Source organism: Lysinibacillus sp. IITD104 (assembly GCF_036698265.2).
GTDB classification, from domain to species: domain Bacteria; phylum Bacillota; class Bacilli; order Bacillales_A; family Planococcaceae; genus Lysinibacillus; species Lysinibacillus boronitolerans.
Genome location: NZ_JBAHYH020000001.1, coordinates 2504434 through 2528386 on the forward strand (window position 1 = coordinate 2504434; position 23953 = coordinate 2528386).

A 23953-nucleotide genomic window follows, 5' to 3' on the forward strand; every position below is an offset into this window, starting at 1 on the left:
GGTTTACTAGTAGGCCTTATTTGTTCTGCCATCGCCGCTTATCATTTAACGGCAATACCGGGATTCGGTTATGCAGGTGTTGCGATTAGCGCTTTTATCTTGGAAATAACATCCCTCCTCTGGAATGCGCTCATTATACAAAAAAGATGCAAAGGCGCGTTTCCTGTAATGACGTTATTGGCATATTTAATTTTTCTTGCGTCAATAGCTTTCTTAACGTTCCGTTCGAAAACTTTCTGTTGTACATCGGTATAGAATCAAGAACCATGCAATCGCTCGGCAGCATACTATTTTTTTTAGGATGCATTGCCTTATTCTTGCTGCTACGATTTTGGGGAAGGGGGAGCTTTAGAAGGTATCGCTAACTAAATGGAAATTATATGAACCAACGTTCGCCTCAGACCTCCTTACACTCTTTTTATTAAAATGATAGGTACGTAGCACAGAGCAAAATCCGAGATATAATGGGCATCTTTGGAAAGAATGATTTAATCAAAGGAGGAGAATCTCACTCTTACCCATACGGTTTCAAAGTCGAAGCAGCGCTTGCTTCATTCACTGCTCAAGCTAGTAATTGGAGGAATGCTTGTCGGTGTGCTGTTGTTCAGTCTATTCGTCAGTGCCAACGTAAAAGCTTTTAATTGTTCCAGCGCAAGATCCTTTAATTGAGCCAAATTTTGTAAGGTTTCTTTTGCATATAAATCTGTTGACATATCAAGACGCTTTCCTTATTTCAGAAAAGCGCCCTTAATGGAATAACTAAACCCTCTTAAGTGTGTATCCTATCCAAACTTTCATTGGGAACGTTATTAAAATTATTAGTGAATTATTTATACATTCATTTCTAGAGCAATAAATAGGGTTTATTCATTGGTTATTATGTCCTTATCTTCAAGATTTACTATACCTGGTGTCGCATTCTTTGTTTTTCCAACAGAGCCTATGATTTCCCCATTATACTCGTATAAGATAGCTTGAATATTATCGCCTTCAATATCTTTCTCATTTAATTCATAAGTAGTTACATCTAACTCTTTGCCTACATATTTCTCAAGAAAAGAAAACTGATAAGAGTCATTAAACGCTAAAGAATCCTTAGATATTTCGCGTGTTTCCTTTGTGTCAAAGGATTCAATTGACCAACCTAACTCTTCTAAATATAATCTATGTTTTTCGTTAATACTTTCATTGTTACAAGCTGTTAAAATAAACAGAATGCACAGAATCATCATTATTTTTTTCATAATTCCCTCCTATTCACTTTTAACTACTAAAGTATTTCGATAAAACAGACTTTTATTCCTCTAAAAAGCTACCAAAGCGAAGTTTGGCAAAACTTTTCTACAATATGGAAAAAATTCTGCATATAACAGAAAAAAAGTACACCACTATTATTTTAGTGATGTACTGATTTGATAATATATTGTTCAAACATTATATACCAATTCACTATTTTCCTAATTCTAACTATCATTAATAGAAATAATGTTTACAAATAGCTGTCTCTCTTATTTACTTGAATGATTCAGTTTGGAAAAAGCCTACAGAACGGGTTTAGCTACATACGCACTAGCCCTTTTACGCTACTTATCATTTCCTTCTAATTTTCTGCGTTTTAGCAAATACATAACCTGATCATCCAAATGACGCACTAATAACATAGAAAGGTCTCGTAAATTCCGTTATTTATATTTATTTAAAATTTCTGCGGGAATATGACAATAATCATTTGGACATCTGGTTAATCTATCTTGATGTTCCTCTGCACTTCTGACATAGTTTGTAAGGGGCAGCACTTCAACCATTATAAGCTCGTAATCACTTCTCTCTCTAAGAAATGCCTTCGCCTCTTTTAAATGCTCAGGATTTTCACTATATACGCCCGTTCTATATTTCTCGCCAACATCCTGTCCTTGTTTATTCAAACTGTAAGGATCAATGATTTCGAATAAATAGCCCATTAAATCTCGAATGGTTACAACTGTTGGATCAAACCCTGTTTTTACACATTCAGCGTACCCGTCATAATCACTCTCAAGCGTACGACTAGTCCCATTAGCTCTACCTGCTTCTGTAAACGTAACTCCTGGTAGCGTTTTTATAAAAGCTTGTACGCCCCATAAACATCCACCTGCCAAATATACTACTTCCATCATGCCCCTCCTTTTTTTGTCTAAATACAGATCAATTTTATTATGAACCTATTCATAAAGGAAGGCGATAAGTGTAACGAATCGAGTATACCAAAAGGATTTCTTAACAAACTATCTGCGCTGTAGAAGTATTAGTTAAATGAATTGTAACTACTTTTTAACATGTATTACTTTGTAGCCAATAAATAAGATGAAAAACCAAACAGGTGCGACATATAGGGCAACACGCATATCTGGAATAAACGCCATTAACACAATCACCATTAATAAAAATACAATAGCAACATACGTAGAAAGTGGATAAAGCGGAATTTTGAATTTCAGATTAGCTACTTCCTCTTTCGTTTTTGACTTCCTAAATTTCAATTGTGCTAATAAAATAATCATCCAGCTTGTAATGACTGCAACCGTCGCAACAGCAGAAATATAGATGAACACTTTTTCAGGTACTACATAGTTTAAGACAACCGCGATTAATAACACAGCTGACGAAAATAATATCCCTCGACTCGGGCTACCGTTTTTGCTTACTGTTTTAAAATATTCCGGACCATTTTTTTGTACCGATAAGTTGTGTAGCATACGTCCTGAACCGTATAAGCCACTATTAAAGGCAGACATTGCAGCTGTAATAACTACAAAGTTAATAATGTGAGCCGCAGCAGGGATACCAACGTAATCGAAAATTTGAACGAACGGGCTACCTTCTGAGCCAACTTCGTTCCAAGGATAAATAACCATCATAACGCCTAATGCCCCAATGTAGAAAATTAAAATACGCCAAACGATGTTGTTAATCGCTGATGGAATAGACTTGCTGGGATTTTTTGCTTCTCCTGCAGAAATACCCACTAATTCAACCCCACCGAATGAGAACATAACTAATACGAGTGACATTAAAATACCATGGAAGCCGTTTGGCATGAAGCCACCATGTGCCCATAGATTATCAAAGCCAATTGCTTCACCGTGGTTGCCGACACCGAAGAAAATAATGGCTAATCCTAGAACGATCATCCCGATAATTGCCACAACTTTAATCATCGCAAACCAGAATTCGAATTCTCCATATGCTTTTACATTTGCTAAGTTTACAAGCGTCATCATCACAAGTACGACAAGGGCAGTTACCCATTGTGGAATATCTGGAAACCAGTAGTTAATATATACACCGACTACTGTTAATTCTGCCATGCCCACGACAATCCACATGAACCAATATGTCCAACCCGATAAGAACCCAGCAAAGCGCCCTAAATATTTATTCGCGTACATACTGAATGAGCCTGATACAGGTTCTGCTACTGCCATTTCGCCTAATGCACGCATAATGGTGAAAATAACTAGCCCGCCAATTAAATAAGCTAGTAAAATAGATGGTCCCGCCATTTGAATGGTTGAACTAGAGCCATAAAATAAACCGACCCCAATGGACCCGCCTAGTGCAATTAATTGCATGTGACGAGTACTTAATTCCCGCTTTAGTTGTGAATCTTGATGATTATCTTTCATAATGCTTACTCCTCATACGTTTAGATTTTCAAATACTTGCTCAAAAAAGGAATAAAAAAAAACGCCCTTTTGGATTAACCAAAAGGACGATTCAACTCGTGTTACCACCTTTAATTTATAAGCAATTCACATTACTTACCTTAAGAAGTACGGTCATTTGACGATACTCTCGCACATGATTACGGGTGCTTACCGGCGTAGCCTACTTAGAATAATCCTTTCGGTACACAGCTCCAAGATGAATTCTCAATTGTTTTACATGCACCTCTCATCGACCGGTAACTTTCTGTTCGTAAAAATAATTGATACTACTTCTTTTCATAGCCTTTGTTCTATACAAATATTTTTGAATTGTTTTTCATTTTACAGAAAAAAAATAGTTTGTCAATATAATTTTAAAAAATTCTTCATAAACCGCATAAATTACATATGACAATTCTACAGACGGTTTAGTTCAGCTAATTTTTTCTGGTGCTATAACTCTGTCTTATTCATTCCCACTAAACTCCCATATATTTAAACCCTCGGAAGCTTCTGGTGCTTCAAAAAATTTAGTAACTTCAATAAACGTCGCTTCGGTGTCAAAAGCTGCTCTTTCGGGTTGTTCATTACGCCTTTGTGCAATTTGACGCAAGCATTGCTGGTTATTTAAGTTAAGGTAAATTAGTTGATGGTTTGCATTGACCTCTGACGCTAAATCCAAAAACCACTTTCGCTGTTTTTGAGTGTTACCTGGAAAATCCATTACTACATGCGTACCAACACCCAATATGTTTTGGACATGCTTTTTCACCATAGGCTTGAGCTGTGCTGATAATTTTAGATAGTCATCAAATGATGTGATCTGATTGGGATAAAGAGAGGAAAGCCATTCATCCTCAGATAAAAGGACCGCATTTTTTTCTTTAGCCAATTGTTTTGATTTTGTTGATTTTCCTGCTCCCATTTTTCCACAGAAAAAGTATAGAGTCCCCATTTGTTTCATGTTTTTATTCCTCCGAGCTTTTTTATTACCCTACCTTGTAAACAATAATTTTTGCAATAAGAAAAACGGATTCTACAATCAAAATCCGTTCTTCGCCATTTCTTATAGTAACTCTAACACAATATTTGAGAATACATTAGCTGATATGTTTTTACTAAGATCCTATTCCAAGTGTTATGGCGTCATCAAAAGCGTTCCATCGTTAAATCAGTATTTACTGAAACAGCAGCTTTATTACCTTTAGCCGCTGAAATCATTAAAGAGGATGGTTTGGATCTTTCGGTTTCTCCTGCAATATAGACATTTTTTTGAGTTGTTCTACCAACACCATCTGTTATCACTTTTCCATCTTCATCAATAGCACAGCCAAGCTTCTCAGCAAACTGATTGGGACGATAATAAGATGGGGCAACAAATCCACCCGACCTTAAAATGGTTGCTCCTGATTCAAACTCTATTTTTTGTAAGTACCCATCATTACCTATGAGGTCTTTTATCTTTTCTGATATTATTTTGATATTGTGTTTTTGCAACTCCATTTTACTTTCGTTAGATAAGGGAGCTCCATTCGTTAAGACAACCAAATCCTGTGACCAATTATAAATTAACTTGGTCAAATGCAGTACATGCTCTTCTTTTTCTGCTATAACCACTAATGGCTTATCCTTTTGCTCCCAGCCATCACAATAAGGACAACTAAATAGACTTTTCCCATAAAACTTTCTTATACTTGGTATAGTAAATATTTCTTGAACACCAGTGGCGAGTATGATTTTTTCTGAAACAAATTCCTGACCAGTAGATGTTTTGACAGTAAATCGCTCATTACCTATACCCTTTATAATTTCAGTAACTGTCGCATTAAGATAGGAGACGGACGGGTAATTCCCCAACTCTTTTAACGCTATGTCTTTAAACGCTTGTGGTTTTATCCCATCACGCGTAATAAATCCATGTGACGCCTGTGTCACTCTATTCCTATTTGTCCCATCATCAATTAATGCAATATTTCTCCTTGCTCTTCCTAAAGTTAAGCCAGCACTTAACCCTGAAGGACCTCCGCCTATAATGATACAATCAAGAACAGTCATTTTTACCTCCGTATTGATTTGGTTTTCTTTTGAATTGTAATTTGCATTAGAGAACTACATTATTTCCTACATCATGAATTTCCATTCTTTACACACTCATGACGCAGAGTTTTTGTTTATTTTACATTAAAAAAGACGCATTCCTTTTTAAAGAAATGCGCACAATTAGATAAATTTGATAATAGTTGTTCAATAACTTCTGAGTCTTTCGGGTATGTATGAATAAATATTGAAATTTCATTGCAATTCTTCCAAGGTAATTTCTTCATCTGGGTCTTGATATTGAGTATCCCCACCAGTTATTTGGACATAAAAAATATTGTGTTGTTATATTATTTGATAATTTGAGCGCTGTTTCTTATGCAAAATCGCGACCGATTATTGAATAAAGTTCAACTCCTATTTCTAGTTATTGTAAACATTTCAAATGATAAAATAATTAAATAGACTTTGTGGCGTCTACGGCTATGTAAGTATTGCTATAAAGAAGCATATGAATTCTCTTTACATTCCATAGTTTCTTAAATTCATTAATTGGAACTTTTCGATTATAGCGATTGTGTTCATCATCACAATTCACCAGATGCTTTACTGATTCTGCAAGGTAAATATATTCCTTGTCATAGCCTACTACAGGGACAAAATGCAGATAGTTACGATCCTTTTGTGTTTTAATAAAAACAATCACGGGAGTTCCTTTACTAACTTCGTACTTTAATGTATTTACATTTCCTTTATGATATTTTGTTTTAAAACCCTTCTTTCTTAACACCGTTCGGATTCCCTTTGGATATACAGCACCCGCCCTAGTTTTACTAGGAAAATGCGTATATAACGCTTCACCATCATCCTCCATGCCAAAATGACGTAATAGATATGCTGTTGAAAATGCTGCACATTCATTATTCTTTTGAAAATCTATTCGATTGTTTTGTTGAATAAGATAGTTAGCTGGATAATCTCTTTTCCGTAAAACAAGTATGGGTAATGTCATTAAATATGCATTAATAATAGTTGATATAATAATCCATAAAATAACTTGACTAACTATAAACATACACGACCCCCATATCTTTGTGTGTAATCAAATCTATATTCTAAGTCCTTTTTTTTCACTATCCTGCACAGTTTTTTAGTATATTTTATTTCTTAACAACTCTTACTCAATTTTAACATAATTATCCAATTCAGGTTTTTGTTTTACTCAATTAAATGGTCCTTTTGTTGAACACAAGTCAAACAAAGCTCTTTAAACTAAACTACCCAGTTAAGATAACAAGAAAAAAGAACTGTATAAGCAGCTTATTGGTCTTCAAAGATATTTTGCTGCTAACTCAACAACAATGACTATTTTTAATCTCTAACATATTACTCATCAAAAAAATCTGTTATAAAGAATGGTTTAATCCCTACCTCTCTAAATAAATATTTGATAGGATGAACCTCTTGAACAATACGGTTGTTTGGAATGAATATTTTCTCTTTAAGTTCTTGAAATAGCGTTGCGTCAATTTCAGGAAACCAATCTTCGTAGCTTACTCCCTTCTGTTGTTCAATCAAAATTAAATACACGACAATGAATTCAAACATAAAGGGAAAGTCTCGCTCAATTTTTGAATAATGCTGCAATAGAGCTGTTAGATAGCGTTCGAAATCGTAGTATGTGCTAGCTCCATATTTTAAGCGCTCGCTCTCTGGCTTAAAGACAAACGTTGCTTTACTATACCAGTTTCCTAGCATGCATACAAAAAGGAATAGTGCATGTTTTCTTGTTTCAAAATCGACATCATCAAAGTACTTGAAATACTCATCAAAAATATAAGGTTTGGCAGTGTCAAAATAACCGATTTCAATGCCTTCAATTGTTTCACGCACTTTTTCTACAATCGTTTTTTCAGTCATCCATCTCACTCTTTCTATATTTACTTGTAACATATTTCATCACAGCCTGGATCGTAAGGACGAAACTAATAACCGTAGATAATAAAAGCTCCATTGCTTCATGCTGATTCCATAGAAGCCCAAATCGCATGAACAAATAAAAACCGCTTGCCAATGCATGGCAGGCAAATAGACTTCCCCAGATCACTGCCTTTGACCTTTTATAAGCATTACTCCCCCTTAAATACTTCATATAGTAGAAACAAACAACACCTATTCCTATAATGAACAGTGAGGTCTGAACAAAGGGTGTTGTCACAATCATCGGTTCTTCGTGCGGCATATCCACATAGAGAAGGTTCCCAAGGTGAATTATGTTAAAGCTCAATAGACAAATAAACACATATAAAAAGAATAGCCATTCGGCAATTATCATGAACCATTTCATTATTGCCTCTACCATCCTAGTCTAATAATCTTGTATTCTCTTTATTTTCTATATATCTACAAAAGGGACAATAATGATCTCTCGCTATGAAAATCGCACGGTACATTTCTGACCAGGGAATGGTATCTTCACAGCGATCACATTCTACATAAAAATCAGGTAGTAACCCCTTATCTAACAAGACATTCCACTGCGAGCTTGTTAATTGATCAGGTCCATTTTTTATAACATCTATAATGATTGCCAATACTTCCCCATCATAAATTCGATTTGAATTCACTAATTCTGTTAAATAAGCAATACATTCAGTCGATTCACTGATGATTTTTTGCTTTAGCTCTTCCCTTAGCATGTAACCCCCGCTTTCTTTTCTCACTTTATTTGTAAAAATAAAATACCAATCTCAAAAAACCTTCTCCCTAAAAATAAAATACAAGAATGTTTTCAGCATTTTTTAGAACCATAGGGTAAATACCATTTCTCCTTTCTGCAAGCATACATATTATAGGTTGTAGAAAGGAGGGATTTTCAGTGGGATACAACGGAAACGTAGGTAACATGAACAACAGCTGCTATTATGGCGGCGACTCTGGCGGTGGCGGCTATTACGGTTCAACATTCGTATTAATCGTTGTTCTATTCATTCTTTTAATTATTGTTGGCGCTTCTTTCATGTACTAATCATCCCAATAGCACCTAACCTTTTACAGACTGTTAAAGCCATGTAAGGTCATTCTAGCTATTTTATAAGGGTCGCTTTTACCAGCCTAGTGACCCTTTTCCTTGTCAGACAATCGTGCGATAATCAAATCTGACATGGGAAATTGATGTGATTTCTACATGGCATTGCTTGGCATCGCATTGATTATGGTTGGTCCTATGTTGATTGTCATTACGGTTGACGATACAGTATTTTTCAAAAATATATTATTAAGAATCATTGGTGGCCTTTGCCTTTTACTGGGCGTGCATTTATTACATAGACAGTTTCATCCGAAGAAAAATATTATTCCTTAGCAAAATATTTTGGATCTATTTGTAGAAGAATCGTATTCATATCATAAAAATTTCCCGATTTAAATTTCTCCTCATAAGTAAGTCCTTGTTGCTTTTGAATAAATGCTAACCATTCCTTTTCTAACTCACTACTACTCTTTCCGTATACTTCCTCTACTTTTTTTGCTAGTTCTTTCTCGTTGTAGATCTGTTCAAACTTTTCGAGTCCATAGGTATTAATTAGGTATGTAACAAATGAAGCCGCATGCGTGTAGCTCATCTCCATCAGGACTTGATTCTCTTCTTCACTTGAAAGTGCTGGGCGAAAATAGACATCATCTTGATTTGGATCAATTAACTTACTAATGGGAATTATCTTATCTGAATCCAAATAATGCTTCATGTATTTTTCAAAGTATAATTTATTTTTTCCATATTGACCCTCCATATAACTCGCAAAACCCTCTTGCGTAAAATAGCCATGGTCTGATCCAAAATTGTTGCCATAGCCAAGTAAGGAATGGGTCATTTCATGGACAAGTGGATAGGTATCATCTTGAACGCCAACTAGTTCGATTTTCGATGCAAACCCCCAGGATAGACCGTCTTCCTTAAACCATACGTTTATGTGCTCGGATGGCGTGTAGGAAGTATGTATAGAATCCTTTATGTGGTCGTATGCTGTCACAATTTCATCCTTTATAGCCTCTACTTTTTCTTGTGGAACACCAATCTCATTCTTAATCTCAAAGGTTACTTTGCCATCCTTTGTTACCACAATATTTCCATCGTTTTTCTCTTCCTGTATTTGTTCTTTAGGTTGAGCGGTTTCTGCTGTACAGGCTGTTAACAGTAATGTACATAGAAGGATTGTGCCTCTCCATTTAGCCATAATTACCTCCTAAAAAGTATTTTCCAGTTTATACGAAACTTAAAATCCAAAAGTTTCATTTTTAAAAGAAAAATAAGGAAAATTAGACAAAATTATTTATAATGGTATTAGGCTAGGCAAAAAGGAGGTCGCAATGAACAAAAGTACATCTATTCATTACAACCCACGCTATGGCTGGGATTTAAATAATGATGCAAATTTAGAAATGCGGTTATTCGCCAAAGCACAGCGTAGACAAGTAACTATTCTGAGCTATGGGTGTGACTTAGATCATCACACCATTAAAAAAATTGCTCGGCACTACCTCACTAGGAAAAAATTTAGCGAAGCAGAAACAACAATCGAAATAAGGTACGATATATATGATGCTAATTCAAGTAAACATGAAGAAAGTCAATACTATTGGAAAACCTATTTCATTAGTGAAAGAACATTAGCTGCTTTCCTACAAGCGCTACGTCGATTACCTGGTACACATATTCACTGTGAATTTAATGTGCGAGGACATTTTGAAGTAAAGCTAAATGGTGTGGAATTTTCTACACGTGTATTAAAAGCCCTTGATTATCCATCTATGTATAAGGAAGATTTAATTGGACGCTATCTTTTATTTATTGATACAGAATCACCTGACAATGAAATGATACGTCATAAAATACAATTGCTCCCTAAAGAGCTGCAAAGTCACTCTCTTCCCTTAGACAGTTCACAGCTCCAATGGCAACTATTAGTAAAGGACTGGATAACAGCTATTCTTCGCTACGATGTGTAAATTTTAGCATATTCAAGAAGATGGTCTATAAAACCAAGTAATCTTATCATATAAATAGTAATGTTAAGCGAATTCGTTTAACAAGGCACCTCCCGATTTGTTACTAAGGGGCACTTCCATCGGTGCCCCTATATTTTTGGCTATTGCACACTTCATCGCCCCCCATTACGATCAAATTTATTTGTTATGATGGGACATAAATTTATGTTTGAGGTTATTTTAAATTTTTTATCGAATACCTATGTTGGTCAAAATATAGCAAGGTTCCGTCAAAATGATTGGTTCCACACCATTTATTATGATGAACCGTATCGCAGCTTATTTTTTTCCAATCGTCATGTCAGAAAATATCTTAATTATTTGTATAACCTATACTCGAACACCTTTACTTCGATCATACATACTTCATTCCATAAAGGTAACAATACAATGCATTAGGGAAAGATCACAAAGAGGTGTAAAAGAAAGTGAAAAAGATGTTACTCGTACTCCCCCTTATATTTGTTACTTCTTTTCAAACGATATCCGCTGAACCAACACAGGATTCTAGCGAGCTGAGATTGCAGGATATGCTCATGCTTTTGCTTACTCCTTATATTGAAGAAGATTTGACCAATTATTATTCAAAGATTAGAAAGGATGTTTCCCCTCATATTACGCCTTGGAAAATTGAAGTAATTGATACAAAAAGAAATCATTTCCGAGGCTTTCAAATGCAAATTACATTTGAAATTGAACCTACGGATGGCGGACAATGGATTCCTATTGGAAAGGATCGAATGACCTATGAAATTTCTTCAGGACCTGATGTTAAATTGATTCATCACACACATCTCAAAACGTATAAATATCCACCTGAATAATACCTTCCCATTAAAATTGTAAGCTTGTCCCTTTATTGAATGTCATGCGATTTTTTTATCTGTGAATCATAAAAGCACCCCATCAAAGCTTTGAAGTGACCCCTAAAAGTTAGACACGGTTATTTCGTTTAGACAGCTTGGGTAAAATGAGTTCGGTACTGCACTGGACTCATTTTTAATTTTGCCTTCATACGTTTCGTGTTGTAATAGTTTATATAGTTTTCCAGTTCCTTTTTAAAATGCTCGACACTTTTAAATTCCTTTAAATAGAGAAATTCCGACTTCATGATGCCAAAGAAATTCTCCATGACAGAATTGTCGTAACAGTTGCCTTTACGCGACATACTTTGCACAATCCCTCTTGATTGAAGGGCGTGGCGATATTGTTTCATTTGATAATGCCAGCCTTGATCGGAATGCATGAGGAGCTGGTGTTCTTCTGGCAACCGCTCTAAAGCCTTTTCTACCATCTCTGAAACTAACGAATATGTAGGTCTAGAGCCAATTGTATACGTAATAATTTCGCCATTAAATAAGTCTAAAACAGGCGATAAATAAAGCTTTTCACCAATTAACTTAAACTCCGTAATATCTGTTACCCATTTCTCATTAGGCGCTTTTGCTGTAAAATGGCGATCTAAAATGTTAGGCGCAATTTTACCAACTGTCCCTTTATATGACTTATATTTTTTCATACGAACGATGCACTTTAAGCCTAGCGCTTTCATCAAGCGTTGCACTTTCTTATGATTCACTTTTTGCCCACGATTCGCTAGCTCATCACGAATGCGACGATAGCCATAACGGCCTTCATGTTCCTTATAGATTTCTTGAATTTCGGCCTTTAACTCGGCATCTAGATCGGGACGATTCATCTTCTTTACTAAATCATAGTACGTGCTACGTGGAATTTCTGCGAACGCTACAAGCGCCTTCACCGAGTATTTATGCCTTAATTCATAGATGACGTTTACTTTGTCTTCTTTGGTGATTTTTCCTTGGCTTGAACTAAGGCGTTTAACTTTTTTAAATATTCGTTTTCCATACGTAGACGATTGATTTCTGCTTGAAGTGCTTCTGGTGAGCCTTCTACTGGTGCTTGTTTTGGTTGTTTATTTGTTTCTTTTTTCATGGATGGACGCCCCTTTTTCTTTGATTGAAGGGCATCGAATCCTTTTGTTTCAAATTGTTTTTTCCAAAAACGAAGTGTAGAAGGAGTAGCTATATTAAAGATAGCTGCCGTTTCAAGTAAGGACGTACCGTTTTCAATCATATAGTTTAGTACGTCTAGTTTAAACTGTGCCGAATAATTTGTATATCGTTTTATAAACGCTTCTACGCCGTTATACTCATATTGTTTCACCCAATTAAGAATCGCTTTGTGATCTGTTCCAATTAATCTAGCAATTTCATGTGAACTTTCTTTACCTTCTATGTAGCGTAGAACTGCTTGTAATTTTTCTTCTGATGTATATTTAGCCATATAAAAACTGCTCCTCCAATTGTTAGATGTGTCTAACAATTGGGGAGCAGTTCACTTGTCTTACTTTGATGGGGTATTTCATTGTTATACTAAACTTCGCTGTTCATAGACGATCTATTTATTTTCTATCTCTTATTTCTTCTAGTATTTCTATTATGCGATTGTTTTGCCTTTCAATCGATTTTAACTTTCTCTCTATTATGCTTGAAGAGAAAAACACAATTAGTACAATTGCTATTCCAATTAGTAAATCCATTTTACTTCCCCCACTGTTTATTTATGTAATTTCACTTCATCCTACATAGATTTCAAAAGAAAAAGATGGCTCTATACAGAGGCCATCTTTAAGTAAAGTATCCATGGTTGCGTACTAATTAATGCTAAACAACGATGAATTAACGAATTCGAGCCTTGCGGAAGCCGTCGAATATACTGATTGCCGCAGATACAACAAATATAATGATTATGCCGCCAATTAGCCATATTTCAAATTGCTTAGCAGAGGTGGTAAATAAATCACTCATGTACGTGATACTTTCTTGGTTTATTAAATTCGGATTACTTACTATCACAATGAATACAACGGTTGCGAAAAGCTCCACAATTGTATTAAAGATTGCCACTTTTTTCGTCCATTGTCCTTTCAGTAATTTGTAGAGAGCTAACCCTATTTCGAGAGCAATGACAACGATTACAATGGGCCAATAATGAAGTAAAACATCCTGATTTAAAGCTGGCATTACGAATTTGAGACCCTCTCCACCACCTTCATATATACCTAAAAGATGATTTGCATAAAAATAAAGAGTTGCCCAAATGGCCGTCCACATTAAATAGCCAAATACTTCAAGCTTGGTAATTGCTTTTTTCTTAGGAATATACATGACGGTTTTCAGATCTTCGGGAGTCCATTTTTTAAGACTTACTGACAACGGATGCTGTTCTTTTCCTTTATCAGTACGTTCCAAAATGACGAATACAACTGTTAGCCAGAAGAAGACATGTATGCCTACTTCGATGATTCTCCATATTCCTTCACCCATCATATTGATGACAGCATTCATAACCGCTTCTTCCCCACCAAAACTAATAAAATATTCAGCAATCATTGAGATTACCGCAATGACAGCGGCAATTGGTATAATCATTTTTAGTAACGAGAGGTATACATCAAAATAGCGAGGGCCGATTAAATGCATTGGTTGATCACGATAACCGCTCGCTAACGCTGCTGGGTTCCCTAACTTTTCCAGCACTTCCTTTACATCATGCTCATTGTAATCATCAGGCAGCATATCCCCAATGGTTGATCGTAACTCAAGTGCGATATCCTCACGATTTTTTTCAGGCAGCCTCCGCGTGACTTCTTGAATATAAATTTCAGTCAGATTCATCTTTATCCTCATCTCCTTTTAGTAATTCATAGAGTTCTTTTGAATTATTAATCCATTCTCGTTTCAATTGTAAAAAGACGTCTAATCCATATTCACTTAATACATAATATTTGCGGGGTCTACTCTCAGAGGTTTCCCAGCTACTTGTCACTAACTCTTGTTTTTCTAAACGGCGAAGCAATGGATATAAGGTACTTTGATCGATGTTAATGCCCGAATCTTCTAATAATTGAACAAGTGAATATCCATACTGCGGTGTTCGTAATTGACTTAAAACGGCTAATGTCAGTGTTCCTCTCCTAAGTTCAGTCATTAATGAATTCAGTAACGTACTCATTCGTTCACCTCTATTTCGCTTACTATATGATATACACTGTATAACTTATACTATGTATCATACACTATTGTTGTTACAACAACAAGCAATTTTATTTCCCTCTAGTCAAGCTTGTGTCCCATCCCTATTTCACGAAATTATGCTAGGTGCTTGGATTCAAGCAGTTAAATCGGAAAGGCAAAATTGATAGCAACAATGTTCGGTTAATTAAAGGTCCAATCACTGTATTATCGTCAAATTTCCAATACATAACATTTCAGACATTAGTCTGAAGACAATCTTTGACGTCACACGGTATATTGTATGTATACTTTTTAACGATAAAAGTATGAGGAAAAATCCTAGACAACCATTACGTATAGAAAAAAATGACTACGAAACGTTCAAGTATCTTAATTTATAAAACTATACGTAATGTGTTTGTTAGATTTGTACTTGAAAAATTACCAACAGGTATAACAGCTTGTACAACGTAGCGTACAGTGATGTTTTTTTATGCGATTTTTGCTAGGAGCAAAACTGTATGTTCAGACAATTGATTTGATTCAAATATTGTTGATTATAAAAAAGTACATCGGTATAAAAAGCCTAGAGGTGACTTCTATGAAAGAGAAAATGCATTTTACAATTTTAAGTAACGATTCAACTGACGGGGATGGCAGTTACGGAGTAGGTACCCTTGATCTAAATAATGTAACGTCAATTATTATAGATTGTGAAAAAGAGCACGTGTTTATAGATTTAGAAGCATTACACGGACGAAGTAAAATTGAAAAAAAAAGTTCGTTTTTCTCCTGACCTAGCTCATGCTAGCAACGATTATTATCGTTACTGGATAGTTTGGGTAGCGATTCAGGTTAATCAAAATGGTCCCTATTATGCGGGATGTACCGCAAGTGAAGGTCGCCTACTATGTGAAAAACAATGCCCTCCCAGCCATGTACAAAGCGTTCACAATATGAGTTAATTTTAGAAAAGGATCAAATTGGATGATTGTTGACCAATAAATATATCTCCAATTAAACTTGAGTCCTACTTTATTAATTTTCTAAAAACACCTAACAAGTGTCACATTCTCACTTGTTGAATATTGCGGATGAATTGAGCTGCTTGTGCGGAGTTTCGAGCCACCCATTGGGAGACAGAGAGCCACTATATATAAAATAACCTCTTGTATACTAAAGTTGCATGCAAATTAGCATGACACTACTATACAGGAGGTTATATTTCTGGTTAGTTATCGGAGGATTTTGGAAGTACTGTACCCTTTTATGGAAAAGAAGAGAATATCCCTGAGAGTTCTTTACTATGGTATCTACATTTTAGTGTGGTCTTTACCTCTTTTAAACCTAAGAGTTAAAAGTGTTCCAATAACTACTGCTGCAATAAAAATACCATATATATTCCCATTGAAAAACAAGGTGTTCGTGTACTGATTAATGATACTTCCTCTATATCCTTCTTCGAATGGATTATACCGGTGATTTGATAAAGCGTTTAATGTACTTGAAACATATGTTATTTGCAATATAGTCCCCATTACAAGTAAAACAATCCCAAACATGATATGTTTTTTCAATTCAGATAGTGGTTGCCGTTTAAAGCCTTGATAAATCCCTTTACTTAAAATAAATAAAAGGATAAGAAAAATTGGAATTAGGAAGTATAGAACAATGAGACCTAAATTCCCATTACCAGAAACCGCTTTATTTGGTCGTGGCTTGAAAGTAACTATATCTACCAGGAAGAATAATAATGTACTTGTAATAAGAATAATAATAAAAGTTGTAAATAAGGATTTTTTAAAGTTTGGTTTAATAAACTTATAACCTATAAAAAAAGCATAAATTGAAATGATTAATAAAAATATAGAGTTCATGCTCAAATCCTCCTTTGCTTTACTTATCAGGTTATAAAAATATTATATAACTACTCAGCCCATCTAAAAATCTGTACAACGAAGAGAGGGGAGAATTGTGCGTGTTACCTCTCTGTGAATGGGTCATCTAATTATGGACGTCCAAAGACCAGCTGTAATCTGTTGAACCGTCTAAGGAATCATCATGATGTCGTGTTGGCGGTTTTTAGTCCATCCTGCAATTCCAATCGACAACAATCAATTGGAACAGAGATCCCTTCTATTTATATCCAACAAAATCCACGACATTCAAGAACTCCGAGAAACGGCCAGAATTAGTTAAACCTTCAAGCGATAGAAAATAATAAACCCCTCCAAACCTGACACGTTCTTCTCTTAGTTGAACTGCCGAATTTACAGTGGCGAAAGAAATCGAAAAAATTCTCCATATAAAAGGAATGCGTGGTGCATTCCTTCAAAATTGTTACTTTTGTCTTTTTAATTTATTTAAGATAAATAAGCAAAACATAACAAGTTAGTTTTAAGTGAGAAACATTGATGAAATCTACCCTTAATTAGTAATAGAGGAAATACACTAAAAAAATTATTGTACTCTAATAAGAGCCATATAATCTGATGCGACTGTTATGTTGATTTTATATCCATCCTTTTCATATGTTATACCATGACCATCTATTTCGACTTGTTTCCAGCCATTTTTTTAATTACCATACGATAAGAAATAGGGATGGATGTCCCGTATGAGGATTTCCAACTATAGTTTTTCGGTGTTGAACTTTCTTCCTCTAAAATTGCTGAATTAGGGATAGGGAATCCTTGAAATTCTTCTAAATTCATATAATTTCTATCCATATTCAAATAGTAAATAAAACTTGAAAAAACAACCAATATCAAAATTATAAATCTATTTTTTTCAAATACATCCCCACTGTTCTTGGTATTTCCATATCTCTCAGACTTTTTTTAAAGAATCCTAAAGATAGATAAAAATGGAATGGTGATCAACTGAAATATCAATTAATAGCCACTCCATTTTATAAAGTATTTATTTAAATAGTTACATCAAAAGAATTATTTTCTGTATTTTGTTGAACAGAAGCATCCGCTTGATTTTCATTGTTTTGAGCTGCTGCTTTAAACGAACGTCATGCCTCTGTATAAATCGAATCAAATGTACTTTCTCGCGCATGTTCTGCGGACGTACCTACTGCTGTCCAGCCTTTTGCAGGTGAGAAACTAGCAATTTCGTTTCCATGCTTATCTTTTACCTGCAAATAGTTCACTTTATTTCGTTGCATAAATGGCAGGCTTATAAATGCTTGTGTAATAGCTCCTTTGCGGTTCGGTGATGCAACAGATACAAAACTATTTTTCATAGCCATATAGGAAGGGTTTTTATGCCCTCCAAATTTCCCATTGTCAAAATCTTTCTTTGCTTGTGCAATGATTGCTTTTTTATATTCCTCTTCATTCATGACAGGCGCTGTTTTAGTTGGCATAGCATTGCGCCATTATTAAAATGGGGCATTGTAATAGATGTTGAAGGATTTTCTACACCCAAAAGTTTTAATGTTAACTCATTAACATTCATACGATTCATTCATATCTTATCCTTTGCCTAGTAGGAATAATAACGAATAAATTTTCCCAACTAAATCCATTGACAAAGACACTAACTTTCATTAAAATACCAAATTTAGTAACTTATCTATTAAACTTCGTTATTTAGTGCCTGTAATACTCCCTTTGAATACATAAATGACTTACCATTAATAGTGAAGGGCTTACTTAAATCAAGTCCTACTCCTTCTGCAAACTTAGGAAAATGTTGTGCGAACATTTTATCATTATTGGCATTTGCTACAGCATTTCCATCAGTCAGACGAGCAAGCCTCATAAAAACTGCTACTAGTTCATTTGCTTCTTGACGGTCAGCTTGTGAATAAGATCGATGGATTTTAAGGGCTTCTCGTTGCTCTGGTGTTACAACATTAGAGTTTGGATTATCCCATATCATAGGACTGAAATTTGAATTAAAGCCGCCACCAGTTAAAAGTGTCCCATTCAGAGGTTTTCCATTTACAAAGCCTAGATGATAGTACACACCATTCGTAATATCAATAGAATTGGTTTGCTCATTAACGAATTTCGTTGGATTTATTTCTCTACGAATATTGTTATAGGATTGTACTAATTCAGCATAACTTTTACGTGTTGCTTCAATTTTATCTTGTTTATAATATGTTTTCATTTCTTCCATTTGAAAAGGCTTTTGATTCTGGTGTACTTGAAAACTAGCAATAGCTCCTAGATTTTTAAATGAAATTGGTTTTACCTCCATAAATTATTCCTCTCCTAAATCTTCTATTTCAATAAAAATCTCATCAGATGATTCATTTAGCAAGATTGTACCAGATTTTGCACTTGCTGAATCTTCCCATAAAAGTATTTGCTTGATAAGCATAACGTTAAAGCTGGAACATATATTTATGCCCCAGCAATTTATCAACTACACTTCCTTATTTAGTGCCTGTAATACTCCTTTTGAATACATAAATGACTTGCCGTTAATAGTGAAAGGCTTACTTAAGTCAAGTCCTACTCCTTCTGCAAACTTAGGGAAGTGTTGTTTAAACATTACATCATCATTCATACTAGCCACAGATTTTTTTCCTTCCGCTAACCGAGAAAGGCTCATAAAGACAGCCACAAGCTCATTTGCTTCTTGACGTTCAACTTGTGAATAGGACTGGTGTATTCTAAAAGCGGCTTCTTGTTCGGGTGTAACCTTTGTACCAACTCCTGTCCATTGTATCATTGGGCTAAAGTTAGAATTAAAGCCACCACCAGTTAAAGCTGTGCCATTAAGGGGTTTCCCATTGACTGAGCCTAAATGATAGTACACACCGCTAGTAATATTGATAGAATTTGTTTGTTTATCCATAAGTTGAGTGGGTGTTGCTCCCTGATAAATGGCATTACAAGATTGTACAAATTCTGCATATTTTTCACGTGATGCTTCGACTTTCGCTTGTTTAGCATCTATTTCATTTGCTTCGATATTAAAAGGTTGTTTACTTTGCTGTGTTTGAAATGTAGAAACTGTTCCCAAATTGTTAATTGCATTAAAAGTAACTTTCATCAATTACTCCTCCACTAGTTCATATATTAATTCTTCGCTTTCAACAACATTAGCTTGCCCAGTAAGACCATCACTAGGAGAATCACTTAACATAAGTGTACCAGATGTTAAACTTGTAGAATCTTCCCATAATAATGTTAAAACAGGTCGTATATAACCTGAGCCGTTGAATTTTGATGATTTAAAACTAGCAAACCAATTTTGTTTAACAGGTTGACCACCAAAATTATAATTGTAAAAACCTGAATCCATCTGATAGCCAGACCCATCTTGCTTAAATAGACCAACAACCGTTGTATCATAAGACATACCACAAGTTGTACAAATACTCCAATTTAATTTAGCTGCTGTCACAACGGCTGTGTCAGGAATAGAGCTTACATTTCTTAAATCCCAGAAACCTTGTCCAGACCAAGTATTGAGGCTATAAGCATAAATAGTAGATGGTGAACTTGCACCAGCACTATAAGTAGTTGCTGCTGATGCGTTTTGTGGCATAATTAATACTAAAAACAATGCAAAAATTGAGAAAAATGAAGTTAATTTTTTCATGATAAAACCTCTTTATAAATTTTTTTTTATAAAGCTATCGAACAAACCTTACACCTTCTATTTATATTAGACATCCCCCCTTTCAAAGTATCTGAATAGTCATGGAATTTCTGTTCATGTGCAATCAATATTTTAAAGATAGAGTAATAAAGTTATTGTTATCAAAATTAAATTATTATTTAAAAGTTAAATTGCCCATATACACTGATACTTGTCGTATTTGTAGCCACAGAACGAATAGCAACATAATATTGCCCACTAGGAGCTGTTTCTGGCAAGACAATCGAACCACCAATTTGACTTCCACCTGTACGTTCACTTGACCAATATCTTGTATCTGTAGCGGCATTAACTAATCCTATTTGAATATTTTGATTAGATGGACTCCATGTAATATTTGTGATATTTACCTTTCCACCGCTTTGAATGTAATAAGAATTACTTGATTTAACAAACTTATTTACTCCCAACGAAGAAGAAGAAATATTAAAACTTAATAAAGGAGTTACTCCATCAATAGATGCCTCTTCAATGGAAAAATCACTTTCCTCAACAGATTCAGCTATCGTTTTCTAAATTACTTAATGAATTTTCCATAGCACTTACAGAATCTTGACTTATCCATATCATTAAAATTAGACTAAACATTGCTATAAAGATTTTTTTGAACATATTCTATTCCTCCCCTTTATAAATTAAGAAACAAACTAAGAAAAGACACATTACATGAAAAGTAATAATATATTAATTTTAGCTATAAATTACTTTCAAACTAAAAAAATATATTTTGTACCCAACAATTTGTATATATTTTTTATTTAAGAAGCCCTATCCTTTGGGTAGGGCTTCTTCATTATTCTTCTAAAATAATTTCATTTCTTTCAATCTTTTTTAAAATTTTTTTCCATTCCTCTTTAGAAAATTTTGATTCATCTGATAATTTAACAGACATTAATTCAGAATGCCCTTCTTCTTCTATCGAGGTATCAAAAGATTCCTCTGTTAATGTTAAAACCTCCTCCTCAATAGGTGAAATGTTGTTATGAGTATATTCAGAACTTACGATACTCACACCACTAAAAATGAAGAGTATAACTATAGATAACATACCAATTGGTCTACTTACCTTTTTGTCAGTTAGCATTCGCTGTAATCTCTTTTTTAATTTCATTTTCCCTGTCGTAAAAAAGGGGGCTGAAAAAGGAGAGAGTGAATGCCTTTGAGCACGTTGCATCATATTTAAAATTGTTTCAGCATACTTTTTTCGCTCTGACAAAGACATGGGCATGACAACATACTCATCACAAGAAAGCTCACACCACTTCGTTAACTCTTTTTGTAAAAGATAAATCAACGGATTATACCAGTGTAGAATGATAGCGAAAATTCCCAATCTTTTCACCCATAAATCTTTTTTCTTATAATGAATCAATTCATGTTTGAGAATCAAAGCTAACTCGTCATTCGGAATCTCATACATTGGTAACACAATCGTTGGCTTAAATAGACCTATCAAAATAGGGCTAATATTTTCTTGACAATATGTAAGGCGAATTCTATTTTTTAATTTCATATTTCTTTGTTGTTGCGCTAAAATTTTCCATACTTCATGGTCTTTAGGAACTGGTATCAAGTTTCGATATAATTTTCGATATCCACTTTGATACATAAATAAAAACCATCCACTTGCTACAATCGCACCAACTAACCAAATGATAAACAGTATTTGTACAAAATTTTCTGTTAACCAAACTGTATTTTGTTGTACGAAAAGTAGCTGTTCCCCTTCTATTGGCTGATGATTTTTCTTTAATAAGAGGGGGACATTCAATAGGAGAAATACAGGTACTAGGAAAAAGAAAAGCGCTAATTTTCTATTCCAGTAATACCATCTCGCTGTGAGTGCCTCTCTTGAAATAACCGTCATACCATAATAAAGAATGAACATGCTACTACCAGCAACTGATAAAGCTACCACACTATTTATCCATGCATGCATTTATTCACCTACTTTTCGGAAAGCCATTGTTTTAGTTCATCTAATTCATCCTCTGTTACTTCATCATCATAGAGTGTTGCTAAAAAAGTTGTCATAGAGCCTTGATACATCGTGTCTAATACACTTTTCGCTTCTCGTTTTTTATACTCTTTAAAAGTTACACAAGGACTATAATGATTCACACGCCATTTCCCTCTTGTGACAGACAGTAACCCCTTATCAACTAATTTCGATAAAAAGGTATTAATGGTTTGTCCTTTCCAAGACTTTTCTGAAAAGATCTCTAACAATTCACTTGATGTAACAGAACGATTCAATTTCCAAATAACTTGCATAACTTCCATTTCTGTATCAGTTAATTTCTGGAATTCAGTCATTTTTTTCCTCTTTTCTATGAACTCACTATTATTAAACTACAACAACATAGTAACATTCACTATAAAAATTTAGTTTTATAAACTATAACCTTATAGTAAAGTCTACTATGGCTATTTAATTTTTGTCAATATATAACATTTCAGAATTTTCCATGTCTTTTTATGCTGAAACAGCAAGAAAAAGGAGAAACATTCTACTATGATTCAATAGCTTTTTTACTGCAACTTTCTAAAAATTTCATTATAATTCTTGGCATTTTGAAAGAAATTCAGTTGAAGGTTATGAAAGGGGAAATCACCAACACCTTTGCAAATGCGAAGGGGGATGAGCGCATGAAACCTATTTCGTACCGAGTTGCAAGTGCGTTGTGCATTTAATAGCTTTTGTAAGCAAGTTTTGAAGAATGAAGCCATCAATGCTTATAACCAAAGGCGAAAACAACAAGCACAAGACGACCTTTTCTGACCTAACAACACAGCAGAAAAACCAACTTTATACGTTAGATACTTATGAAAAAGGTTCTCTATGCGTAAGCTTTGTGACGAGCGAGGAAACACTTATTGGGGTATTGATGGGGACATCATGACCGTTTGCGCTCAAAACTAATGCAATCTATTTTAATATTTAAGATTTAAGTGGACGCCATATCCATCCTCCTTTCGTTTGAATTGTTCGTGGATTTTGCTCTTTGACAAAAAACAAGAAACATCGTGTAATATAACAAAAATTAGATACGTTCTGTTGATGACAAGTCATAAAACAAATTCAGGGATACTCCCAAACTTTTGTGCTAGTTTTGGAAACATGATTAAGGTGTCAATTTTCACTCTTTTAGTTGACACCTTTTTGTTTGAATGATTATCAAATATCAATTTATCGTATGACAACTAATATTTCCTAAACCAACTAACAAAACGAGACTTTCTTTTGTTAGTTGGTTTGAACAAAAGGTGGGGCTTTTCATTCAATATATACAATAATTACCAAAGTATGTATTTAGTTACTATTTTTACATTCCCTCTCTTCTTATAATCTGATACACTTAACAATATATATTTTTACTTTTTTACCATATAATTAATGCTCTTTGATTTGGAAATAGGATTCGTTACATCCTTCTTATAATATTGTTTAGTTGTTTAACATATAAAATTTTTCATTTATCACTATATCTATTGAACGCTATTTTTATCATT

30 protein-coding genes, 2 pseudogenes and 1 other annotated feature are annotated in these 23953 nt (G+C 34.5%); of the genes and pseudogenes, 8 read left to right on the forward strand and 24 right to left on the reverse strand.

Going from position 1 to position 23953, the window contains the following annotated elements; translation table 11 throughout:
- Positions 1–255 (forward strand): annotated as a pseudogene (locus V1L66_RS12735) (hypothetical protein); the annotation flags it as partial.
- 296 nt (positions 256–551) lie between these two features.
- Here the strand turns inward: V1L66_RS12735 and V1L66_RS12740 are convergent.
- From V1L66_RS12740 to V1L66_RS12785, 10 genes are all read right to left on the reverse strand, one after another.
- Positions 552–713: a hypothetical protein gene (locus tag V1L66_RS12740; protein WP_283734504.1), complete on the reverse strand. Its 162-nt coding sequence runs from the start codon at positions 711–713 to the stop codon at positions 552–554.
- A 150-nt stretch (positions 714–863) separates the two neighbouring features.
- On the reverse strand, positions 864–1244 hold the full coding sequence (locus tag V1L66_RS12745) for a DUF4830 domain-containing protein (protein ID WP_333006941.1): 381 nt from the start codon (positions 1242–1244) through the stop codon (positions 864–866).
- A 438-nt stretch (positions 1245–1682) separates the two neighbouring features.
- A complete protein-coding gene (locus V1L66_RS12750; RefSeq protein WP_333006942.1) occupies positions 1683–2153 on the reverse strand; it encodes a peptide-methionine (S)-S-oxide reductase in 471 nt (156 codons plus the stop codon).
- A gap of 150 nt (positions 2154–2303) precedes the next feature.
- Positions 2304–3665 carry an amino acid permease gene (locus V1L66_RS12755; RefSeq protein WP_333006943.1) on the reverse strand — a complete coding sequence of 454 codons (1362 nt, stop codon included), beginning with the start codon at positions 3663–3665 and terminating at the stop codon, positions 2304–2306.
- 79 nt (positions 3666–3744) lie between these two features.
- Positions 3745–3996 (reverse strand) — a binding site (T-box leader).
- Between the two features lie 156 nt (positions 3997–4152).
- Positions 4153–4650: an ATP-binding protein gene (locus V1L66_RS12760; protein WP_333006944.1), complete on the reverse strand. Its 498-nt coding sequence runs from the start codon at positions 4648–4650 to the stop codon at positions 4153–4155.
- 185 nt (positions 4651–4835) lie between these two features.
- Positions 4836–5741: an NAD(P)/FAD-dependent oxidoreductase gene (locus tag V1L66_RS12765; RefSeq protein WP_333006947.1), complete on the reverse strand. Its 906-nt coding sequence runs from the start codon at positions 5739–5741 to the stop codon at positions 4836–4838.
- Positions 5742–6180: 439 nt separating this feature from the next.
- Positions 6181–6798: a cysteine peptidase family C39 domain-containing protein gene (locus V1L66_RS12770; protein ID WP_016994520.1), complete on the reverse strand. Its 618-nt coding sequence runs from the start codon at positions 6796–6798 to the stop codon at positions 6181–6183.
- Between the two features lie 311 nt (positions 6799–7109).
- Positions 7110–7643 carry a hypothetical protein gene (locus V1L66_RS12775; protein ID WP_333006949.1) on the reverse strand — a complete coding sequence of 178 codons (534 nt, stop codon included), beginning with the start codon at positions 7641–7643 and terminating at the stop codon, positions 7110–7112.
- Entirely contained in the window at positions 7636–8070 is a 435-nt protein-coding gene (locus V1L66_RS12780) for a hypothetical protein (RefSeq protein ID WP_016994522.1), read from the reverse strand. The genes V1L66_RS12775 and V1L66_RS12780 overlap by 8 nt, the downstream gene beginning before the upstream one ends.
- Before the next feature lie 16 nt (positions 8071–8086).
- The gene (locus V1L66_RS12785; protein ID WP_016994523.1) at positions 8087–8422 is read right to left on the reverse strand and encodes a hypothetical protein; all 336 of its coding nucleotides are present in this window, start codon (positions 8420–8422) and stop codon (positions 8087–8089) included.
- A 206-nt stretch (positions 8423–8628) separates the two neighbouring features.
- On the opposite strand from V1L66_RS12785, the gene V1L66_RS12790 reads away from it, so the two are divergent.
- Both V1L66_RS12790 and V1L66_RS12795 read left to right on the forward strand, forming a co-directional pair.
- The gene (locus tag V1L66_RS12790) at positions 8629–8751 is read left to right on the forward strand and encodes a YjcZ family sporulation protein (RefSeq protein WP_081456919.1); all 123 of its coding nucleotides are present in this window, start codon (positions 8629–8631) and stop codon (positions 8749–8751) included.
- Positions 8752–8910: 159 nt separating this feature from the next.
- The gene (locus V1L66_RS12795; protein WP_333006952.1) at positions 8911–9087 is read left to right on the forward strand and encodes a hypothetical protein; all 177 of its coding nucleotides are present in this window, start codon (positions 8911–8913) and stop codon (positions 9085–9087) included.
- Here the strand turns inward: V1L66_RS12795 and V1L66_RS12800 are convergent.
- A complete protein-coding gene (locus V1L66_RS12800; RefSeq protein ID WP_333006954.1) occupies positions 9077–9958 on the reverse strand; it encodes a hypothetical protein in 882 nt (293 codons plus the stop codon). The genes V1L66_RS12795 and V1L66_RS12800 overlap by 11 nt on opposite strands.
- A gap of 133 nt (positions 9959–10091) precedes the next feature.
- Between V1L66_RS12800 and V1L66_RS12805 the strand changes: the two genes are divergently transcribed.
- Together V1L66_RS12805 and V1L66_RS12810 are read left to right on the forward strand one after the other, a co-directional pair.
- Positions 10092–10730, forward strand: a complete 639-nt coding sequence (locus tag V1L66_RS12805; RefSeq protein ID WP_333006955.1) for a hypothetical protein — start codon at positions 10092–10094, stop codon at positions 10728–10730.
- Between the two features lie 467 nt (positions 10731–11197).
- Positions 11198–11593 carry a DUF3888 domain-containing protein gene (locus tag V1L66_RS12810; protein ID WP_409072224.1) on the forward strand — a complete coding sequence of 132 codons (396 nt, stop codon included), beginning with the start codon at positions 11198–11200 and terminating at the stop codon, positions 11591–11593.
- A 128-nt stretch (positions 11594–11721) separates the two neighbouring features.
- On the opposite strand, the gene V1L66_RS12815 is transcribed toward V1L66_RS12810, so the two are convergent.
- The 4 genes from V1L66_RS12815 to V1L66_RS12830 form a co-directional block, all read right to left on the reverse strand.
- Positions 11722–13076, reverse strand: a protein-coding gene (locus V1L66_RS12815; protein ID WP_409072225.1) for an IS3 family transposase whose coding sequence is annotated in 2 segments (ribosomal slippage) — positions 11722–12608 and positions 12608–13076 — 1356 coding nt in all. Because the reading frame shifts where the segments join, the coding sequence is not laid out codon by codon here.
- Positions 13077–13194: 118 nt separating this feature from the next.
- Positions 13195–13332 carry a hypothetical protein gene (locus V1L66_RS12820; protein WP_004228528.1) on the reverse strand — a complete coding sequence of 46 codons (138 nt, stop codon included), beginning with the start codon at positions 13330–13332 and terminating at the stop codon, positions 13195–13197.
- Between the two features lie 139 nt (positions 13333–13471).
- Complete coding sequence (locus V1L66_RS12825) at positions 13472–14470, reverse strand: HAAS signaling domain-containing protein (RefSeq protein ID WP_333006654.1); 999 nt, start codon at positions 14468–14470, stop codon at positions 13472–13474.
- Entirely contained in the window at positions 14457–14807 is a 351-nt protein-coding gene (locus V1L66_RS12830) for a PadR family transcriptional regulator (RefSeq protein ID WP_016994532.1), read from the reverse strand. Before V1L66_RS12830 ends, V1L66_RS12825 begins: the two co-directional genes overlap by 14 nt.
- 603 nt (positions 14808–15410) lie before the next feature.
- Here V1L66_RS12830 and V1L66_RS12835 point away from each other — a divergent pair.
- Together V1L66_RS12835 and V1L66_RS12840 are read left to right on the forward strand one after the other, a co-directional pair.
- The gene (locus V1L66_RS12835; RefSeq protein ID WP_333006653.1) at positions 15411–15605 is read left to right on the forward strand and encodes a YwhD family protein; all 195 of its coding nucleotides are present in this window, start codon (positions 15411–15413) and stop codon (positions 15603–15605) included.
- Entirely contained in the window at positions 15577–15774 is a 198-nt protein-coding gene (locus V1L66_RS12840; RefSeq protein WP_333006652.1) for a YwhD family protein, read from the forward strand. Before V1L66_RS12835 ends, V1L66_RS12840 begins: the two co-directional genes overlap by 29 nt.
- Before the next feature lie 348 nt (positions 15775–16122).
- Here V1L66_RS12840 and V1L66_RS12845 read toward each other — a convergent pair whose 3' ends face one another.
- The 9 genes from V1L66_RS12845 to V1L66_RS12885 all read right to left on the reverse strand — a co-directional run bounded on the left by V1L66_RS12845 (position 16123) and on the right by V1L66_RS12885 (position 22756).
- A complete protein-coding gene (locus V1L66_RS12845) occupies positions 16123–16686 on the reverse strand; it encodes a hypothetical protein (protein ID WP_333006651.1) in 564 nt (187 codons plus the stop codon).
- Between the two features lie 672 nt (positions 16687–17358).
- The gene (locus V1L66_RS12850) at positions 17359–17523 is read right to left on the reverse strand and encodes a hypothetical protein (RefSeq protein ID WP_333006650.1); all 165 of its coding nucleotides are present in this window, start codon (positions 17521–17523) and stop codon (positions 17359–17361) included.
- A gap of 308 nt (positions 17524–17831) precedes the next feature.
- Complete coding sequence (locus V1L66_RS12855; RefSeq protein WP_333006649.1) at positions 17832–18185, reverse strand: hypothetical protein; 354 nt, start codon at positions 18183–18185, stop codon at positions 17832–17834.
- A 212-nt stretch (positions 18186–18397) separates the two neighbouring features.
- Positions 18398–19027 carry a hypothetical protein gene (locus V1L66_RS12860; RefSeq protein ID WP_016994536.1) on the reverse strand — a complete coding sequence of 210 codons (630 nt, stop codon included), beginning with the start codon at positions 19025–19027 and terminating at the stop codon, positions 18398–18400.
- A 168-nt stretch (positions 19028–19195) separates the two neighbouring features.
- Positions 19196–19828 carry a hypothetical protein gene (locus tag V1L66_RS12865; protein WP_333006648.1) on the reverse strand — a complete coding sequence of 211 codons (633 nt, stop codon included), beginning with the start codon at positions 19826–19828 and terminating at the stop codon, positions 19196–19198.
- Between the two features lie 3 nt (positions 19829–19831).
- Positions 19832–20380 (reverse strand): hypothetical protein, encoded by a 549-nt coding sequence (locus tag V1L66_RS12870; protein WP_016994539.1) that lies wholly within the window; start codon positions 20378–20380, stop codon positions 19832–19834.
- A gap of 179 nt (positions 20381–20559) precedes the next feature.
- Positions 20560–20850: a hypothetical protein gene (locus V1L66_RS12875; protein ID WP_333006647.1), complete on the reverse strand. Its 291-nt coding sequence runs from the start codon at positions 20848–20850 to the stop codon at positions 20560–20562.
- Between the two features lie 383 nt (positions 20851–21233).
- Positions 21234–22379 (reverse strand): M56 family metallopeptidase, encoded by a 1146-nt coding sequence (locus V1L66_RS12880; protein ID WP_333006646.1) that lies wholly within the window; start codon positions 22377–22379, stop codon positions 21234–21236.
- An 8-nt stretch (positions 22380–22387) separates the two neighbouring features.
- A complete protein-coding gene (locus tag V1L66_RS12885; protein WP_016994115.1) occupies positions 22388–22756 on the reverse strand; it encodes a BlaI/MecI/CopY family transcriptional regulator in 369 nt (122 codons plus the stop codon).
- Between the two features lie 523 nt (positions 22757–23279).
- On the opposite strand from V1L66_RS12885, the pseudogene V1L66_RS12890 reads away from it, so the two are divergent.
- Positions 23280–23392, forward strand: a pseudogene (locus V1L66_RS12890) (helix-turn-helix domain-containing protein); the annotation flags it as partial.
- Between the last annotated feature and the right edge of the window lie 561 nt (positions 23393–23953).

What these genes read in the sequence shown, in the direction of transcription:
- V1L66_RS12770 (WP_016994520.1), bottom strand. Translation starts at nt 6,798, where the DNA reads ATGTTTATAGTTAGTCAAGTTATTTTATGGATTATTATATCAACTATT.
- V1L66_RS12800 (WP_333006954.1), bottom strand. Translation starts at nt 9,958, where the DNA reads ATGGCTAAATGGAGAGGCACAATCCTTCTATGTACATTACTGTTAACA.
- V1L66_RS12865 (WP_333006648.1), bottom strand. Translation starts at nt 19,828, where the DNA reads ATGAAAGTTACTTTTAATGCAATTAACAATTTGGGAACAGTTTCTACA.
- V1L66_RS12795 (WP_333006952.1), top strand. Translation starts at nt 8,911, where the DNA reads ATGGCATTGCTTGGCATCGCATTGATTATGGTTGGTCCTATGTTGATT.
- V1L66_RS12850 (WP_333006650.1), bottom strand. Translation starts at nt 17,523, where the DNA reads ATGAATTTAGAAGAATTTCAAGGATTCCCTATCCCTAATTCAGCAATT.
- V1L66_RS12860 (WP_016994536.1), bottom strand. Translation starts at nt 19,027, where the DNA reads ATGGAGGTAAAACCAATTTCATTTAAAAATCTAGGAGCTATTGCTAGT.
- V1L66_RS12775 (WP_333006949.1), bottom strand. Translation starts at nt 7,643, where the DNA reads ATGACTGAAAAAACGATTGTAGAAAAAGTGCGTGAAACAATTGAAGGC.
- V1L66_RS12755 (WP_333006943.1), bottom strand. Translation starts at nt 3,665, where the DNA reads ATGAAAGATAATCATCAAGATTCACAACTAAAGCGGGAATTAAGTACT.
- V1L66_RS12780 (WP_016994522.1), bottom strand. Translation starts at nt 8,070, where the DNA reads ATGAAATGGTTCATGATAATTGCCGAATGGCTATTCTTTTTATATGTG.
- V1L66_RS12765 (WP_333006947.1), bottom strand. Translation starts at nt 5,741, where the DNA reads ATGACTGTTCTTGATTGTATCATTATAGGCGGAGGTCCTTCAGGGTTA.
- V1L66_RS12740 (WP_283734504.1), bottom strand. Translation starts at nt 713, where the DNA reads ATGTCAACAGATTTATATGCAAAAGAAACCTTACAAAATTTGGCTCAA.
- V1L66_RS12790 (WP_081456919.1), top strand. Translation starts at nt 8,629, where the DNA reads ATGAACAACAGCTGCTATTATGGCGGCGACTCTGGCGGTGGCGGCTAT.
- V1L66_RS12750 (WP_333006942.1), bottom strand. Translation starts at nt 2,153, where the DNA reads ATGGAAGTAGTATATTTGGCAGGTGGATGTTTATGGGGCGTACAAGCT.
- V1L66_RS12745 (WP_333006941.1), bottom strand. Translation starts at nt 1,244, where the DNA reads ATGAAAAAAATAATGATGATTCTGTGCATTCTGTTTATTTTAACAGCT.
- V1L66_RS12805 (WP_333006955.1), top strand. Translation starts at nt 10,092, where the DNA reads ATGAACAAAAGTACATCTATTCATTACAACCCACGCTATGGCTGGGAT.
- V1L66_RS12845 (WP_333006651.1), bottom strand. Translation starts at nt 16,686, where the DNA reads ATGAACTCTATATTTTTATTAATCATTTCAATTTATGCTTTTTTTATA.
- V1L66_RS12760 (WP_333006944.1), bottom strand. Translation starts at nt 4,650, where the DNA reads ATGAAACAAATGGGGACTCTATACTTTTTCTGTGGAAAAATGGGAGCA.
- V1L66_RS12885 (WP_016994115.1), bottom strand. Translation starts at nt 22,756, where the DNA reads ATGACTGAATTCCAGAAATTAACTGATACAGAAATGGAAGTTATGCAA.
- V1L66_RS12855 (WP_333006649.1), bottom strand. Translation starts at nt 18,185, where the DNA reads ATGCCAACTAAAACAGCGCCTGTCATGAATGAAGAGGAATATAAAAAA.
- V1L66_RS12870 (WP_016994539.1), bottom strand. Translation starts at nt 20,380, where the DNA reads ATGAAAAAATTAACTTCATTTTTCTCAATTTTTGCATTGTTTTTAGTA.
- V1L66_RS12825 (WP_333006654.1), bottom strand. Translation starts at nt 14,470, where the DNA reads ATGAATCTGACTGAAATTTATATTCAAGAAGTCACGCGGAGGCTGCCT.
- V1L66_RS12785 (WP_016994523.1), bottom strand. Translation starts at nt 8,422, where the DNA reads ATGCTAAGGGAAGAGCTAAAGCAAAAAATCATCAGTGAATCGACTGAA.
- V1L66_RS12880 (WP_333006646.1), bottom strand. Translation starts at nt 22,379, where the DNA reads ATGCATGCATGGATAAATAGTGTGGTAGCTTTATCAGTTGCTGGTAGT.
- V1L66_RS12820 (WP_004228528.1), bottom strand. Translation starts at nt 13,332, where the DNA reads ATGGATTTACTAATTGGAATAGCAATTGTACTAATTGTGTTTTTCTCT.
- V1L66_RS12830 (WP_016994532.1), bottom strand. Translation starts at nt 14,807, where the DNA reads ATGAGTACGTTACTGAATTCATTAATGACTGAACTTAGGAGAGGAACA.
- V1L66_RS12835 (WP_333006653.1), top strand. Translation starts at nt 15,411, where the DNA reads ATGAAAGAGAAAATGCATTTTACAATTTTAAGTAACGATTCAACTGAC.